Source organism: Bacillus sp. JJ1533 (assembly GCF_036965045.1).
Classification (GTDB): Bacteria; Bacillota; Bacilli; order Bacillales; family Bacillaceae_L; genus Ferdinandcohnia.
Window position 1 is genome coordinate 318,518 of sequence record NZ_JBALOV010000035.1, and the last position, 17,736, is coordinate 336,253.

Sequence of the window (17,736 nt, forward strand, 5' to 3'; positions counted from 1 at the left end):
AGTCGTTATTAGTTTGTATGGTTCTACCGATCACTCAGGGAAACATTGTAAAGAACAAGGAGGAAAGTAGAAATGGAAATATTAAAAGTTTCAGCAAAATCTAATCCAAATTCTGTAGCTGGTGCGCTTGCGGGTGTATTGCGTGAAAGAGGAGCTGCAGAAATCCAGGCGATTGGTGCAGGTGCATTAAATCAGGCAGTGAAAGCAGTAGCGATAGCTAGAGGGTTTGTGGCACCGAGTGGAGTGGACCTAATCTGTATTCCGGCATTTACTGATATTCTAATTGATGGTGAAGAAAGAACTGCTATAAAATTAATCGTTGAACCACGATAAAATCAAATTTCCTTTTATATAACATGGTCAAGTGACGGGTAGAAACCTGTTTGTCCACTGAGACAAACAGGTATTTTTGTGTAAAATAAAAAGAAAAGGGAGCTGATCCATTTGAAAATATTTGATGCCCATTCAGATGTTTTGTATAAAATGTGGATGGATCCGACTATTGATTTTGCGGACTCACCAAAATTGCATATTACCTACAATCAATTACGGGCTTCGGGAAGCAAGGTGCAATGCTTTGCGATCTATATACCTGAAGGGGTAGGGCCAGAAAGTCGATTTGAAGTGGCATTAGAGATGGTAGAAATTTTTTACTCGAAAGTAATTGCCCCTTCTCCATTATTAAAGGTGGTACGAACTAAAGCAGATATCTTAGCATTAGAAGCCAATGAAATAGGTGCCTTCTTAACTCTAGAAGGATGTGATGCCATTGATCAAAGTATAGCCAAGCTTCAAACGTTATTAAGGCTTGGTGTTTCCTCAGTGGGGTTAACATGGAATAATGCAAATTTTGTTGCTGATGGCATAGGAGAACCTCGAGGAGCGGGACTATCCAGCTTTGGGAAACAGGTTGTAAAGGAGCACAATAAGGCATCTATATGGACAGACGTTTCTCATTTATCGATAAAAGGATTCTGGGATGTCATGGAGGTAGCGGACTATCCGATAGCATCTCACTCAAATGCAATTACTATTTGCAAGCATCGACGAAATCTACAAGATGATCAAATTCGCGCGCTCATTCAAAAAAAAGGTATGATTGGAATTACATTTGTCCCCCAATTTTTAAGCAATCATGACAGTGCATCAATCGATGATGTATTAAAACATCTCGACTATATTTGTTCACTCGGTGGCGAAAACCATGTTGGGTTTGGATCTGATTTTGATGGTATCACCGAAACCACAACCGGACTTGAAAATTTCGCTGGGTACGATAGACTTGTAAATCACTTGCTAAAACACTACTCAGAAAGTCAGGTTAAAAAATTTCTGTTTGATAATTTTGTTTCGAACTTACCTATGTAAATAACCCGAATTTAATGGGAATGCAATGAAATTAATTGAAAAATAAAAAAATATGCACTTTTCTCCATAATTTGCTTACGAAGGGTTGCTTTTTTTCGTTGATAGGTCTAGAATGAAAGCGTTTAGTACATATCCAACGGTTACATTTGGACAGTTTTTTTGCACTTCATTTTTGGTGATTTTCTGCCATCTTTGTTGTTTAAAAAAGTCCTTTTTCTAACCGCGAGAATTTACATAAACATATCCAGCAAAGTTGGAAGTGCTATACACCAAAAACTAAAAAAATCTTATATAGAACGTATTCCAAAGGGGTGTAAGTCATGATCAATCAACTTTCGTGGAAAGTTGGCGGACAGCAAGGGGAAGGAATAGAGAGTACAGGGGAAATCTTTTCCATAGCTTTAAATCGTTTAGGCTACTATTTATACGGTTATCGCCACTTTTCATCACGTATTAAAGGTGGACATACGAATAACAAAATCCGAGTAAGTACAACCAATGTTCGTTCAATTTCAGATGATCTTGATATTTTAGTAGCTTTTGACCAGGAAACAATTGATTTTAATTTTCATGAGTTAAGAGATGGAGGAGTAGTGTTGGCGGATGCTAAGTTCGGACCAACTATTCCAGAGAACACAAATGTTCATTTGTATTCTGTTCCTTTTACTCAAATTGCAACTGAACTTGGAACGTCCCTGATGAAAAACATGGTTGCAATTGGTGCAACTAGCTCATTGTTAGACCTTGATTTAAGTGTATATCTAGATGTAGTTGAAGAAATATTTGGTCGAAAAGGTCAGCAGGTTGTTGAAAAGAATATGGAAGCAATCAAGGCTGGTAGTGAATTCTTACAGAATCAACTAAGCGAAGATGTAAAAATGAAGCTAGAAAAGGCTGATGGGAAGCAACGTATGTTCATGATTGGTAATGACGCTATTGCATTGGGCGCTCTAGCAGGTGGTGCAAGATTTATGCCTGCATACCCTATAACCCCGGCTTCTGAAATTATGGAATACTTAATTAGTAAACTACCTGATTTTGGTGGAACAGTTATTCAAACCGAAGACGAAATTGCTGCATGTACAATGGCAATTGGCTCTAATTATGCAGGTGTTCGTGCATTTACTGCTTCGGCTGGACCTGGATTATCATTAATGATGGAATCAATCGGATTATCAGGTATCACTGAAACTCCGCTTGTTATTATCGATACACAGCGTGGAGGCCCAAGTACTGGTCTTCCAACTAAGCAAGAACAATCAGATTTAATGGCCATGATCTACGGTACTCACGGAGAAATCCCTAAGATCGTAATGGCTCCAAGTACAGTTCAGGAAGCTTTTTATGACATAATCGAAGCATTTAACTTGGCAGAAGAATATCAGTGTCCCGTTATTTTTCTAACCGATTTACAGCTTTCACTTGGTAAACAGACGGTTGAACCACTCGATTATTCTAAAATAGAAATCAGACGTGGTAATCTAATTCTTGATGATGAATTGCCAGAATTAGAGAACAAAGAATACTTTAAACGTTATGAAGTGACGGATAATGGAGTATCTCCACGTGTAGTTCCAGGCGTGAAAAATGGAATCCACCATGTTACTGGTGTTGAACATAATGAACAAGGTAAGCCATCTGAGGTTGCAAGTAATCGTAAAGCTCAAATGGAAAAACGCCTTAAGAAGATTAAAAACATTCAATTCAAGACTCCTGTTCATAAAAATGTGAAGCATGACGATGCGGACCTTTTAGTTGTTGGTTTTAACTCCACTCGCGGTGTTATTGAGGAAGCAATGACTCGACTTGAGAATGACGGAATAAAAGTGAACCATGCACAAGTTCGTTTAATTCACCCATTCCCAACTGACGAAATTTTACCGTTAGTTCAATCAGCTAAAAAAGTATTAGTGGTTGAAAATAACGCTACAGGTCAGCTCGCAAACATTATGAAGATGAATGTAGGACATGCAGACAAGATTACTAATTTCTTAAAGTATGATGGTAATCCGTTCCTACCTCATGAAGTTCACACAAAATGTAAGGAGTTGTTCTAATATGGCAACATTTAAAGATTTTCGTAATAATGTAAAACCTAACTGGTGTCCAGGATGTGGAGACTTCTCCGTACAAGCTGCCATTCAACGTGCGGCTGCAAATGTTGGACTTGAGCCGGAGCAACTAGCAGTTATTTCAGGGATTGGCTGTTCTGGACGTATTTCTGGATATATCAATGCCTACGGATTGCACGGAATTCATGGACGTTCATTGCCAATTGCGCAAGGGGTCAAAATGGCTAATCGTGATTTAACCGTTATTGCTTCTGGTGGAGACGGTGATGGATATGCCATTGGGATGAGCCACACCATCCATGCTATTCGTCGTAATATTGACATCACCTACATTGTGATGGATAACCAAATTTATGGTTTAACAAAAGGCCAAACTTCACCAAGAAGTGAAATGGGCTTTAAAACAAAAAGTACACCACTAGGCTCTATCGAGTCTGCACTTTCCGTAATGGAAATGGCTTTAACTGCTGGGGCAACATTTGTTGCACAAAGCTTTTCAACAGACCTAAAAGATTTAACCGCACTTATTGAAGCTGGAATCAAACATAAAGGGTTTTCTTTAATTAATGTATTTAGCCCATGTGTTACGTACAATAAAGTGAACACATATGACTGGTTCAAAGAAAATCTTACAAAATTAGCAGATGTTGAAGGTTATGACCCATCTGATCGTTCGGTGGCCATGCAGACATTAATGAAGCATAATAGTCTTGTTACAGGGCTAATCTATCAAAATACAGAAAAGCCTTCATATCAAGAACTTGTACATGGATATAACGAAACACCACTTGTACACGCTGATTTGAATCTGGATGAAGAAAAGTTTAATAAGTTAGTTGCAGAATTTATGTAATATGAACAAAACCCTACTAAAGATTTTTCTCTAAGTAGGGTTTTTGTTATACCTTTACTCACTGTTTTTTGAATGATAAAATAGGCATGTATGTCTTCGTTGTTAAAATTGTACAAATTTCTACATTTTCTATGGTTTTATTGTATTAATACTTGTTAAACCTTATACTAGTTAAATGTGTAGGTTTATAGCGTTAAAGATTGTTATAACTTTTTAACAGATTGTTTTGTAAAAAGGAAGGAGATACCACATGAACGAAAAACAACGACTTGAAAGTACTCAAGTAAAACCTGCGGACAAAAAATCCGAAAAGGATTACAGTAAGTATTTTCAATCCGTTTATCAACCACCTTCATTAAAAGATGCGAAAAAACGTGGTAAAGAACAAGTCAATTATTTAAAAGAATTTTCGATTCCTGAGGATATGAAAGATGCTGGAAAAGGAAAACGCTTTTTAATCCGTACCTATGGCTGCCAAATGAATGAGCATGATACAGAAGTAATGGCTGGTATTTTTATCGAGATGGGCTATGAGCCTACTGAAAATACCGAGGATGCTGACATCATTTTACTTAATACTTGTGCGATTCGTGAAAACGCAGAAAATAAAGTTTTTGGTGAAATCGGTCACCTTAAACCATTAAAACTTGAAAAACCAGATCTTTTAATCGGTGTTTGCGGATGTATGTCCCAAGAGGAATCAGTAGTTAATAAAATTCTTGAAAAACATCAATTTATTGATATGATTTTTGGTACTCACAATATTCACCGCCTTCCTCACATCGTAAAAGAAGCAATGTTTAGTAAAGAGATGGTTGTTGAAGTATGGTCAAAAGAAGGGGACATCATTGAAAACCTTCCAAAAGTACGTAAGGGAAATATCAAGGGTTGGGTCAACATTATGTACGGCTGCGATAAATTCTGTACATACTGTATCGTGCCTTATACACGCGGTAAGGAACGTAGCCGTCGTCCAGAGGATATTATTGAAGAAGTACGTCATTTAGCAAGACAAGGTTACCAAGAGATTACCTTACTTGGCCAAAATGTAAATGCATACGGTAAGGACTTCACAGATATTAAATATGGTTTAGGTGACTTAATGGACGAGTTACGTAAGATTGACATCCCACGTATTCGTTTCACAACAAGTCATCCACGTGATTTCGATGACCATTTAATTGAAGTACTTGCGAAAGGTGGAAACCTTATGGAGCACATCCACCTACCTGTACAATCTGGCAGCTCTCAAGTACTAAAATTAATGTCTCGTAAATATACGAGAGAATCGTATTTAGAATTAGTTCACAAAATGAAGGAACAAATTCCGAATGCTTCATTTACGACAGATATAATAGTTGGTTTCCCAAATGAAACGGACGAACAATTCGAAGAAACTCTTTCCTTATATAAAGAAGTCGAATTCGATTCAGCATATACCTTCATTTATTCACCACGTGAAGGAACACCAGCTGCAAAAATGGTAGATAACATACCAATGGAAGTGAAGAAAGAAAGGCTTCAGCGTCTAAATGCACTTGTAAATGAGATTTCTGCAAAGAAAAATCTTGCATACCAAGATCAAATCGTTGAAGTGCTTGTTGAAGGTGAAAGTAAAAACAATCCGGATGTTTTAGCTGGATATACGAGTAAAAATAAATTGGTTAACTTTAAAGGTCCAAAATCAGCAATTGGTAAAATTGTAAAAGTGAAAATTATAAAAGCAAAAACTTGGTCATTAGATGGGGAAATGATCGAAGAAGTGGTAGAGGTGAACTAAAATGGCACAATACACAAAAGAACAAATCGTTGAACGTGCAACAGAGCTTGCAAAGATGATTGCAGAAACAGATGAAGTAGATTTCTTTAAGCGTGCAGAAGCACAAATTAACCAGAACAAAAAAGTTCAAGAAATTATTGAAACAATTAAAAGCTTGCAAAAACAAGCAGTAAATTTCCAACACTATGGTAAGTCTGAAGCATTAAAGCAGGTTGAAGAAAAAATTGATAATCTCCAAGCTGAGCTTGATAGCATCCCAGTTGTAGAAGAATTCAAAAACTCACAAGTGGAAGTAAACGATCTTCTACAGCTTGTGGCACATACTATTTCAAACAATGTAACAAATGAAATTATCACATCTACTGGTGGAGATTTATTAGCAGGTGAAACGGGTTCAAAAGTGAATAACAATAGTGGCTGTGGTTGTCACTAAAAAAACGGCAAAGGCTTAAAGCTTTTGCCGTTTTTTTAGTTTGATTCCTCCTAGTTATTATTTTTGCTTGTACAGCTTTTAAAAAATGGTACATAAATGGGCGAACGCGCATACAATGAACTATACGGTAATCGTAAGGTTGATGTATAAAAAGAAGGACATTGCGTTTTTTTAGTACTTACTTTAAAAGTTTATTCAACTTTTTCCATGTCTCACAGAAAAATATTGAAGTGACAAGCAAAAAGTTTTGAAAAAGAAATCAGTCTTTATCACACTAGTCAAATGTCCCGCATAGGATGAATTGAAGATTGATTGAGGAGGGTTTGTTCGAATGTCTGAATACAGAGAGATTATTACAAAAGCTGTTGTAGGTAAAGGACGTAAGTTTTCACAGTCTACTTATACAATTTCTCCACCACACCACCCATCCAACATTTTAGGGTGCTGGATCATTAACCACCGTTATGAAGCGGAGAAAAAAGGGAATACGGTAGAAGTAACTGGCACATTCGATGTCAATTCGTGGTATTCATTTGGTAACAATACAAAAACAGAGGTCGTTACCGAAACACTTTCATACAAGGATTGCATCAAACTTAAGTATAGAGATGAGAATTTCTTAGGCGATAGCTGTGACGTGATCGTTGAAGTGCTGCAACAGCCAAACTGCTTAGAATGCACAATTTCTCCAAACGGAAACAAAATTCTTGTTGAGGTAGAAAGAGAGCTTCTTGCAGAAGTTATTGGTGAAACAAAGGTATGTGTCCACGTTAATCCGGATGGATGCTATGACGATTTTAAAGATTGGGATGTAGACGACGAAGAATTTGAGGATTTAAATCCTGACTTCTTAGTTGGAGATTTAGAAGAATAATTGAAACTAGGAGGCACGACTTCCTAGTTTTTTTTCATTTTATCCCGCATTAACTGGCAGTAAGCCCCCCTAACGGAGGATTAACTGCCATTAAAAGCCCGATTGGTTCAACTAACATTAAGTGGGGGATGAAGAAAACACCCACTTAATGAAGTTTCACTTTATGGAAGACAAGTCTCCCCATCCAATTTTCAAATTTATGATATAATATCATCAGAATTAAAGTTGTTGGGGGATTATTAAATGGCAGAGTATACGCCGATGATAAAGCAATATTTAGCGATAAAGGCAGATTATCAGGATGCCTTTTTATTTTTTCGACTTGGAGATTTTTACGAAATGTTTTTTGAGGATGCAATAAATGCATCACAGATTTTAGAAATAACCTTAACGGCTAGAGATGGTGGTGTTAATGAAAAAATCCCAATGTGTGGGGTCCCTTATCACTCTGCAGCAGGTTATATTGAGCAATTAGTGAATCAAGGACATAAGGTCGCAATTTGTGAGCAAACGGAAGATCCGAAGCAGGCAAAAGGTGTCGTTAAGCGAGAGGTTATTCAATTAGTCACACCTGGAACTGTAATGGAAGGAAAAAACCTTTTAGATAAAGAAAATAATTTTTTAGCATCTGTTACAAATTTTTCCGATGGTCATTTTGGCTTTGCATTAACAGACTTATCAACTGGCGAAAATAGAGTTTCATTATTATCTTCTCATTTTGAAGATGTAATCGGAGAAATTTATGCCAATGGTGTAAAAGAGGTAGTTGTTTCATCTGATTTTGATGAAAATTATAAAAAAGTGATGATGGAACGCTGTCACGTTACGATTTCGCATGAAGATAATGTTGAGGTGGCTGATCATTTACAACAGCTTGCGAACGGTCTTGAGAATGAAAAGTTAATTATCACCTTTGGCCGACTATTAAATTATTTAATCAAAACACAAAAACGATCACTGGATCATTTACAACAGATTCAAGTTTATTATACTAATCAATTTATGAAAATTGACTTATATTCTAAGCGGAACCTGGAGTTAACTGAAACGATTCGGAGTAAAGGGAAGAAAGGTTCTTTACTGTGGCTTTTAGATCAAACCGTTACAGCGATGGGTGGACGCTTGTTAAAACAATGGATTGACAGACCATTATTAAATAAGAATGAAATTGAAGCCCGATTAAATATGGTCCAAACCTTTATTGATCAATATTTCGAACGGCTCGAATTAAGGGATTTATTAAAGGAAGTCTATGACCTCGAGCGTCTTGCTGGACGAGTAGCCTATGGAAATGTCAATGCCAGAGACCTGTTACAGCTAAAAAAATCACTTGCACAGGTTCCGGGAATATACCATCTTATGACCCGGTTACAGCATCCATATGCAGACAATCTTAGAAAGGAAATGGAGCTTTGTGAATCGCTCACAGAACTTTTACAGCGCTCTATTAAGGATTCCCCTCCTATGACTATTAAAGAAGGGGATATTATCAAGGATGGTTTCAACGCCACTCTCGACCAATATCGTGATGCAAGCCGAAATGGGAAAACGTGGATTGCGTCCTTAGAAAAACAGGAACGTGAGAAAACCGGAATTAAGTCCTTAAAAATAGGATATAATCGTGTATTTGGCTATTATATTGAAGTGACGAAGGCAAACTTACAGCTTTTACCGGAGGGTATGTACGAAAGGAAACAAACATTAACAAATGCGGAACGTTTTATCACGCCTGAGCTTAAAGAAAAAGAAACCTTAATTCTAGAAGCTGAGGAAAAGATTGTTCAATTGGAATATGATCTTTTCCTTGATATTCGTGAACAAGTGAAGAGCTATATTCCAAGGCTTCAGTCTTTAGCAAAAGTCATTAGTGAACTTGATGTCCTGCAGTGCTTTGCAACAATTAGTGAGGAACGCCATTACTGTATGCCTCATTTTTCGGAAGGACAGCTTTTTATTAAGGATGGACGTCATCCAGTTGTGGAGAAAGTGATGCAAGCGCAGGAATATGTACCAAACGATTGTATAATGGATTATGGCCGTTCATTATTACTTATCACAGGACCAAATATGTCTGGGAAATCAACCTACATGCGACAAATAGCTCTTACTGCTATATTGGCCCAAATTGGTTGCTTTGTTCCAGCAAGTGAAGCCGTCTTACCAATTTATGATCAGGTATTTACAAGAATTGGAGCTGCGGATGATTTAATTTCTGGTCAAAGCACATTCATGGTTGAAATGCTTGAGGCAAAAAATGCGATCGTTCATGCAACATCTAAGAGTTTATTATTATTTGATGAAATTGGACGGGGTACATCCACCTATGATGGGATGGCTTTAGCACAAGCAATTATTGAGTATATTCATCAAAATATTGGGGCTCATACCCTATTTTCTACACATTATCATGAGTTAACAGAATTGGAAGTGAGCCTTGAAAATCTAGTAAATGTTCATGTCAGTGCAATTGAGGAAAATGATAATGTTGTGTTTCTTCATAAAATTAAAGAAGGTGCTGCAGATAAAAGTTATGGGATTCACGTTGCGAAACTCGCGGAACTTCCAGATAACTTAATTGAGCGTGCAAAAGAAATTTTGAGTCAGCTCGAACAAGGTGAAAAGCAAGTCACGGCCACTAGGGAAGATTCTATTGACCTTTTGACTAATCAACAACTTTCATTTTTTGAGGAAACTAAGGCTACCTATCAAAAAGAAGAAAAGGCAGTATCTTCGAAAGAAAAGGATGTATTAAAGTCGATTAGAGAAATGGACATTTTAGGACTTACACCATTAGAAGCCATTAACCAATTATACGAAATTCAAAAACAATTAAAAGCATAAAAATTAATGTTTGAAATACGAAACATATCATTTGATGATTTTTTTAAGATTCACTAAGAAATTGGGGTGAAGGCATGGGGAAAATAATCCAACTAGACGACCTTCTTTCAAATAAAATAGCAGCAGGGGAAGTGGTCGAACGACCTGCCTCTGTTGTGAAGGAATTAGTCGAGAATGCCATTGACGCAAATAGCACAATAATCGAAATTGAAATTGAAGAAGCGGGCCTTTCCAAAATTCGAATTATAGACAATGGAGACGGGATGGATAGTGAGGATTGTGTAAATGCCTTTCATCGTCATGCAACGAGTAAAATAAAGGACGAAAATGATCTATTTCGAATCCGGACGTTAGGTTTTAGAGGAGAGGCACTCCCGAGTATCGCATCGGTATCGGAACTTGAAATGAAGACAAGCACCGGGGACCATTCAGGCACTCATATTTTAATTAAGGGTGGTCAGTTTGTAGAGAAAAAAGCAACAAATAGTCGTAAGGGTACGGATATTACAGTTTCCAATCTCTTCTTTAACACTCCAGCACGCTTGAAATATTTAAAAACGGTTCATACTGAATTGGGAAATCTTACTGATGCGGTAAACAGAATCGCTCTTGCGCATCCAGACATTTCATTTCGTTTGCTTCATAATGGGAAACGACTATTATATACAAGTGGAAATGGAGACGTAAGGCAGGTTCTTGCTGCTATCTATGGTTTAGGAATCGCAAAACAAATGGTACCCATCCACCTAGAATCCTTAGATTTTAAAGTGGAAGGTTTTGTATCCATGCCAGAGGTTACAAGGGCATCAAGAAACTATATCTCAACTATTATTAATGGTAGATATATCAGAAACTATCCATTAGTAAAAGCCATTCAACAAGGCTATCATACCCTTTTACCGATTGGAAGATTTCCAATTGTTTTGCTTGATATAATGATGGATCCCTTATTAGTGGATGTGAACGTCCATCCCGCAAAACTAGAAGTCAGAATTAGTAAAGAAGCAGAACTCAATCAATTAATTGACGAAGGAATTAAGGATGTTTTCAAGCATAAACAACTAATCCCGGATGCAGTAAACCCAAAGAAGAAAGAAGTAGAGAAATCAGAACAACAAGAATTTGTATTTCAGCATTCCATAAAATCGGAACCTCAGCAACAAACCTCTATCCCTAGATTTATAGAGTCGTTCCAAGAGGAACCGAGGAAAGAAGAATTTGTAACTGAAACGAAAACAATGGTAACCAATCCTTCATATGAAGAAAAATCATATGAAATGGAAAACGTAGTGATTGCAGAAAATCAGGATGCTACAAGTGATGGACTAGAAGAACATGAAGAGATAGATGTTACGAATACAAAAACTGTAAACTTGGAAGAACGGGTTCCGGTTATGTATCCCATCGGCCAAATGCATGGAACCTATATCCTTGCTCAAAATGAAAAAGGCTTATATATTATTGACCAGCATGCTGCTCAAGAGCGAATTAAATATGAATATTTCAGAGAAAAAGTTGGCGAAAACATTTCAGATCTTCAGGAATTGCTTCTGCCAATTACTCTGGAGTATTCAACAAATGAATGCATCATGATAAATGCACACAAACAAGACCTGGAGAAGGTTGGAATCTTCCTCGAACCGTTCGGTCATAACAGTTATATCGTCCGATCACATCCGCAATGGTTTCCAAAAGGGGATGAAAAAGAGGTCATCGAGGAAATTATTGAACAAGTGCTTAACGATAAGAAAATAGATATTAAGAAATTGAGAGAGGCAGCAGCCATTATGATGAGCTGTAAAGCATCTATTAAAGCAAACCATCATTTACGGAATGATGAAATTTTCGCTTTGCTTGAAACTCTTCGTAAAACAAGTGATCCATTTACATGCCCGCATGGCCGACCCATCATCATACACCATTCGACCTATGAAATGGAGAAAATGTTTAAGCGTGTCATGTAAGGAACCTTTTAAAAAGGCAAAAACTCGCTAATTCGGCGAGTTTTTGCCATATATGTCGAAAGTTGTATAGAAGATTAGAAAAAAATGTTATTTTCTATGCCAATTTGGATATAATAATTTAGTATTCGTCTTATTATCTATGTTACGATAATAGTATGAATTGAAGTAAAGGTAGTGATTGATTGGAAGAAAAGAAAAAAGAAAAACTAGTTGTTCTAATTGGTCCAACCGCCGTTGGAAAGACAAAATTAAGTATCGAGCTTGCGAAGAAGCTAAATGCTGAGATTATTAGCGGAGACTCCATGCAAATTTATAAAGGTATGGATATCGGTACAGCTAAAATTAAAATGGATGAAATGGAAGGAATTCCACATCATCTTATTGATATTAAGGAACCTGATGAAAGTTTTTCGGTTGCAGAGTTTCAAATGGATGTAAGAAATTTAATATCGGAAATACATAGTCGTGGAAAATTACCGATGATTGTTGGAGGAACGGGGCTATATATTCAATCAGTCATTTATGATTATCAGTTTACAGATGATGCCTCAAATCCTGAGTATCGAAAAATTCTTGAACAACAAGTTGCTGAAGACGGAGTGGATTTTCTTTTTCAGGAGCTAAAAGTAGTAGATCCGGAGAGTGCTGAACGAATTCACCCAAATAATGTGAGAAGAGTTATTCGTGCCTTGGAAATTTTTAAAACCACTGGGAAAACGATGACGGAATATATGGAAGAACAGAAGGAAGAGCTGATATTTGATGTTGCCCTTGTTGGGTTAACAATGGAACGAAAGAAGTTGTATGAGCGAATTAACGAGCGGGTTGACTTGATGATAGAATCGGGGTTACTTGAAGAGGTTTCAAGTTTTCATTCTCAAGGGTTACGTGATTGCCAATCCATCCAAGCAATCGGCTATAAAGAACTTTACAATTATTTAGATGGGGCACTATCACTAGAAGAAGCAATCTCTCAATTAAAGCAAAATACCCGAAGATATGCGAAACGCCAATTGACTTGGTTTCGAAATAAAATGGATGTAAAATGGTTTGATATGACAGAGAAAAATGAGTTTGAAGAAAAATTTAATGAAATTTATAAATATATAGCAGGAAAGCTGGGAATTTAAGAGAATAGATAATAATAGGATTATTCGTATTGTCCGAAAAAAGGGCAATGATAGAACCAGCATATTTTGTGCCGAAGATATAGAGGAGGACATGTTCATGAAACAAGCTGTTAATATTCAAGATCAAATTTTAAACACACTGCGTAAGGATGGGACTTTTGTAACTGTATTCTTATTAAATGGATACCAATTACGAGGATTAGTAAAAGGGTTCGATAATTTTACAGTTTTGTTAGAAACAGAAGGGAAGCAACAGCTTATCTATAAGCATGCGATTTCTACTTTTGCCCCACAAAAAAATATTAAACTTGAGCTTGAATAGCAAACGAAAAACAACCTTACTTTTAAAAGTAGGGTTGTTTTTTTCATCTTGTCTATTTTTTCTTCAAGATTTTAAAAACTCCTCATATACATATAGTGTTATGGAATATTTTCTGGGAAAGCGCAATCTTTGACAAAAAGCAAGGGCTTTTTGTAGCAAATTGTTGAAATAAAAGGAAAAAGGCAAACGTTCGAGGTCACAAGCCGTTCCGTCAAGAAGGTTAAAGAACAACCTTCTAGCCGGCCCGTCTTGTGCTTGTCGGACTTGCACAGGACAAGGAATGCTTCGTCAGCATAATCATCGCACGAAGAAAATGCAAAGCATTTTCGAGGATGTGCTGACATCGACGTTTGCCACAGGACGTGGCAGTATTTAGTCGATGTTCCGCTTAAATGCGCTTGCACTTTTGATTTTTCCTTGGGCTTTTGTCACGAAATGAACCCAACAACGTATAATGTACACAAAATGAGAGGTGAGAGCTCTTGGATCAACCAATTACAATGAAAAATAATGGACAAATAAATGTGGTTTTGAATGGTGAAAAAAAGAAATTAAAGGTACTGCATTCAACGTCAAAGGAAGCTATTTCAGAGAAAATCCAAACGAAACATGCGGCTCTTAAAGAAATAGAGGAAGAAATGAGTGCTCTTGTTGGTATGGATGAAATGAAGAAGATGGTTAAAGAAATCTATGCATGGATTTATATTAATAAAAAACGTGAAGAACAAGGGCTAAAGGTAGGAAAGCAAGCGCTGCACATGATGTTTAAGGGAAATCCTGGTACAGGTAAGACCACGGTCGCCCGCTTACTTGGAAAATTATTTTTACAAATGAATGTTCTTTCAAAAGGGCATCTGATTGAAGCGGAAAGAGCGGATCTTGTCGGGGAATACATTGGTCATACTGCACAAAAAACAAGAGATTTAATTAAAAAGGCAATTGGCGGTATATTATTTATTGATGAAGCTTATTCATTGGCTAGAGGTGGAGAAAAGGATTTTGGTAAAGAAGCAATTGATACATTAGTGAAGCATATGGAGGATAAGCAACACGAATTTGTCTTAATTTTAGCTGGGTATTCAAAAGAAATGGAACACTTTCTCTCATTGAATCCGGGATTATATTCACGGTTTCCAATTGTTGTTGATTTTCCAGATTATACAGTCGATCAATTGATGGAAATCTCAGCAAAAATGATGGCTGAACGTGAATATAATTTTAGTCCTGAGGCAGAGCGAAAATTACGTGAACATTTACTTGCTGTTAAAATAGACTCTTACCCAGGTTCCTTTAGCAATGGTCGTTACGTCCGGAACGTGATTGAAAAATCAATACGTACGCAAGCGATGAGATTATTAATTGATGATACTTACAGTAAACAGGAGCTTCAAACAATCAGAACACAAGATTTAATTTTTAAAGAATAACCGTACCGCCTATTCAACTAGGCGGTTTTTTCGTCTCAGATTGGTGTAGTTTCAATAAATTTGATATGATAACTAAAGGAAAAAGACCATTCATGAAAGTAGGTAAATTGATTGGCGAACGAACATAAGAAAGAATTAGAAAAAGCCATACTCGTAGGATGTCAGACTCAAACCGAAGACGAAAACAGGTTTCAATATTCCCTTGAAGAATTGCAATCATTGACTAAAACAGCAAAGGGTCAGGTTATCATGACAGTGACCCAGAAGCGGGAACGTGTCCATCCAGCAACTTATATTGGGAAAGGAAAAGTAGAGGAACTTCTTCAGCTCTCAGAAGAATTAGAACCAGACGTCATTATTTTTAATGACGAATTATCACCTAGCCAGGTGAGGAATTTATCTTCCAAGCTCGAAGCAAGAGTGATTGACCGAACACAACTCATTCTTGATATATTTGCTTCAAGAGCGAATTCTAAAGAGGGAAAATTACAGGTCGAATTAGCACAACTTCAATACCTGTTACCACGTCTAACAGGTAAAGGGATTGAGTTATCTAGACTTGGAGGAGGAATTGGGACCAGGGGGCCCGGTGAAACCAAGCTTGAGACAGACAGACGACATATTCATAAGCGAATCGATGACATTAAAAATCAACTATCAGTCATTGTACAGCACCGCGAACGCTATCGTGAACGGAGAAAGAAAAACAATACATATCAAATCGCATTGGTAGGGTATACAAATGCCGGAAAATCAACTTTATTTAATCGATTGACTGAGGCAGATTCGTTTGAAGAGAACTTATTGTTTGCAACGCTTGACCCGATGACTCGTAAGATGATTCTTCCATGTGGACTAACCACTCTTTTAACTGATACTGTTGGGTTTATTCAAGACTTGCCAACATCCTTGATCGCTGCATTCCGTTCTACGTTAGAGGAAGTAAAGGAAGCAGATTTAATTGTCCATGTCGTTGATTCTTCAAATCCGGATTATTTTAATCATGAAAAAACAGTGCTAAAGCTTTTGGATGAATTAGGGGTAGAATCGATTCCTATCTTAACGCTTTACAATAAAAAAGATAAAGTCCACCCTGATTTTGTGCCGTCATCAACTTCGAAATCCGTTTTAGTTAGTGCGTTTGATGAAAATGATTTAGTGGTGATTAAAACAAAGGTGGAGGAATCCATGGTGGAGGAGATGGAAGAATACAAGGTGTCACTACCTAGCTCGGAAGGTAGAATATTAGCTCATTTGAAACAAGAAACGATCTTAAAAGAACTGCGTTACAATGAAGATTCGGAAAAATATGATTGCACAGGTTTTATTTTTCCTAGTCATTCTTTAATAGGACAACTTAGGGATTTTTATTCATAAAGGGGAAAACATCATGTTTACAGAATTAGATTATGGTAAACTAATTTCAGAATTAGTTGATGAAACAGAAGAACAGATCAAAGAAGTACATACAATGATTGAAAAAAATATTGATTATAATCAGTATCGAGTACTGAAAAGCTTTCAAAACAATCGAGTGAGTGATTCTCATTTTATACCATCAACAGGATATGGGTATGACGATATTGGACGAGATACACTTGAAGCAGTTTACGCCGACCTTTTCGGAGGGGAGGCTGCACTAGTCCGCCAACAAATTATTTCTGGGACACATGCAATCTCAATCGCACTCTTTGGAGTATTGCGTCCAAATGATGAATTACTTTATATTACTGGGAATCCATATGATACATTAGAAGAAATTGTGGGGATTCGTGGTTCAGGGAATGGGTCATTAAAGGAATTTCATATAGGCTATAACACGGTCGATTTAACAGCTGAAGGACGACCAGATTATGTAGCTATTAAAAATGCTATTAATAAAAATACAAAAATGATTGGCATCCAACGATCAAAAGGATATGCAACAAGACCATCCTTCACCATTGCTGAAATAAAAGAAATGATTGAATTTGTGAAGGAAATCAAACCTGATGTTGTCGTTTTTGTTGATAATTGCTATGGTGAATTTGTCGAGCGACAAGAGCCTTGTCATGTAGGGGCCGACCTAATTGCAGGTTCACTGATTAAAAACCCAGGAGGCGGACTTGCAAAAACAGGCGGCTATTTAGTTGGGAAGAAAGAACTTGTTGAGGCTTGCTCATACCGTATGACATCTCCAGGAATCGGAGCAGAGGCCGGAGCATCTCTTTATACACTTCAGGAAATGTATCAAGGGTTGTTTCTTTCTCCACATATTGTTGGACAAGCATTAAAAGGAGCTGTATTTACATCAGCTATTTTAGAAAAAGTCGGCCTGAAAACAGAGCCAAGCTGGGATAGTGAACGTACCGATTTAATTCAATCTGTTCAATTTGATGACAAGGATAGGATGGTTGCATTTTGTCAGGCTATCCAGTTCGCATCACCAATTAACTCCCATGTAACGCCATATCCAAGCTATATGCCCGGGTATGAGGATGATGTCATCATGGCTGCAGGGACATTTATTCAAGGTGCAAGCATCGAACTAACAGCGGACGGACCCACTCGTCCACCGTTTGTTGCATATGTACAAGGTGGTCTAACTTATTCACATGTAAAAATAGCTATTTGTTTAGCTTTAAATCAATTACTTTCAAAACAACTAATATCCATAAAAACAGAGGATTAAT

14 protein-coding genes are annotated in these 17,736 nt (G+C 37.1%); all 14 read left to right on the forward strand.

The window, feature by feature from the left end:
• Nucleotides 1–72 precede the first annotated feature (72 nt).
• The 14 genes from spoVS (at nt 73) to V7138_RS19280 (ending at nt 17,735) form a co-directional block, all read left to right on the forward strand.
• Nucleotides 73–333 carry a stage V sporulation protein SpoVS gene (gene spoVS / locus V7138_RS19215; RefSeq protein WP_003211281.1) on the forward strand — a complete coding sequence of 87 codons (261 nt, stop codon included), beginning with the start codon at nt 73–75 and terminating at the stop codon, nt 331–333.
• Nucleotides 334–444: 111 nt separating this feature from the next.
• Nucleotides 445–1,368 carry a dipeptidase gene (locus V7138_RS19220; protein WP_335400502.1) on the forward strand — a complete coding sequence of 308 codons (924 nt, stop codon included), beginning with the start codon at nt 445–447 and terminating at the stop codon, nt 1,366–1,368.
• A gap of 320 nt (nt 1,369–1,688) precedes the next feature.
• On the forward strand, nt 1,689–3,425 hold the full coding sequence (locus V7138_RS19225; RefSeq protein ID WP_335400504.1) for a 2-oxoacid:acceptor oxidoreductase subunit alpha: 1,737 nt from the start codon (nt 1,689–1,691) through the stop codon (nt 3,423–3,425).
• A 1-nt stretch (nt 3,426) separates the two neighbouring features.
• Nucleotides 3,427–4,293: a 2-oxoacid:ferredoxin oxidoreductase subunit beta gene (locus V7138_RS19230; protein WP_335400507.1), complete on the forward strand. Its 867-nt coding sequence runs from the start codon at nt 3,427–3,429 to the stop codon at nt 4,291–4,293.
• Between the two features lie 250 nt (nt 4,294–4,543).
• Nucleotides 4,544–6,073 carry a tRNA (N6-isopentenyl adenosine(37)-C2)-methylthiotransferase MiaB gene (gene miaB / locus V7138_RS19235; RefSeq protein WP_335400510.1) on the forward strand — a complete coding sequence of 510 codons (1,530 nt, stop codon included), beginning with the start codon at nt 4,544–4,546 and terminating at the stop codon, nt 6,071–6,073.
• Between the two features lies 1 nt (nt 6,074).
• Entirely contained in the window at nt 6,075–6,506 is a 432-nt protein-coding gene (locus V7138_RS19240) for a RicAFT regulatory complex protein RicA family protein (protein ID WP_335400512.1), read from the forward strand.
• A gap of 331 nt (nt 6,507–6,837) precedes the next feature.
• Nucleotides 6,838–7,380, forward strand: coding sequence for an outer spore coat protein CotE (locus V7138_RS19245; protein ID WP_335400514.1), 543 nt, complete (start codon nt 6,838–6,840; stop codon nt 7,378–7,380).
• A gap of 243 nt (nt 7,381–7,623) precedes the next feature.
• Entirely contained in the window at nt 7,624–10,221 is a 2,598-nt protein-coding gene (gene mutS / locus V7138_RS19250; RefSeq protein ID WP_335400516.1) for a DNA mismatch repair protein MutS, read from the forward strand.
• Nucleotides 10,222–10,295: 74 nt separating this feature from the next.
• Nucleotides 10,296–12,185: a DNA mismatch repair endonuclease MutL gene (gene mutL, locus V7138_RS19255; protein WP_335400519.1), complete on the forward strand. Its 1,890-nt coding sequence runs from the start codon at nt 10,296–10,298 to the stop codon at nt 12,183–12,185.
• A gap of 182 nt (nt 12,186–12,367) precedes the next feature.
• Complete coding sequence (gene miaA / locus V7138_RS19260; protein ID WP_335400522.1) at nt 12,368–13,315, forward strand: tRNA (adenosine(37)-N6)-dimethylallyltransferase MiaA; 948 nt, start codon at nt 12,368–12,370, stop codon at nt 13,313–13,315.
• A 97-nt stretch (nt 13,316–13,412) separates the two neighbouring features.
• Complete coding sequence (gene hfq / locus V7138_RS19265; protein ID WP_335366512.1) at nt 13,413–13,637, forward strand: RNA chaperone Hfq; 225 nt, start codon at nt 13,413–13,415, stop codon at nt 13,635–13,637.
• A 500-nt stretch (nt 13,638–14,137) separates the two neighbouring features.
• The gene (gene spoVK, locus V7138_RS19270) at nt 14,138–15,064 is read left to right on the forward strand and encodes a stage V sporulation protein K (RefSeq protein ID WP_335400620.1); all 927 of its coding nucleotides are present in this window, start codon (nt 14,138–14,140) and stop codon (nt 15,062–15,064) included.
• Nucleotides 15,065–15,175: 111 nt separating this feature from the next.
• A complete protein-coding gene (hflX, locus tag V7138_RS19275) occupies nt 15,176–16,441 on the forward strand; it encodes a GTPase HflX (protein WP_335400524.1) in 1,266 nt (421 codons plus the stop codon).
• A gap of 13 nt (nt 16,442–16,454) precedes the next feature.
• On the forward strand, nt 16,455–17,735 hold the full coding sequence (locus V7138_RS19280) for an aminotransferase class I/II-fold pyridoxal phosphate-dependent enzyme (protein ID WP_335400527.1): 1,281 nt from the start codon (nt 16,455–16,457) through the stop codon (nt 17,733–17,735).
• Nucleotide 17,736 lies beyond the last annotated feature (1 nt).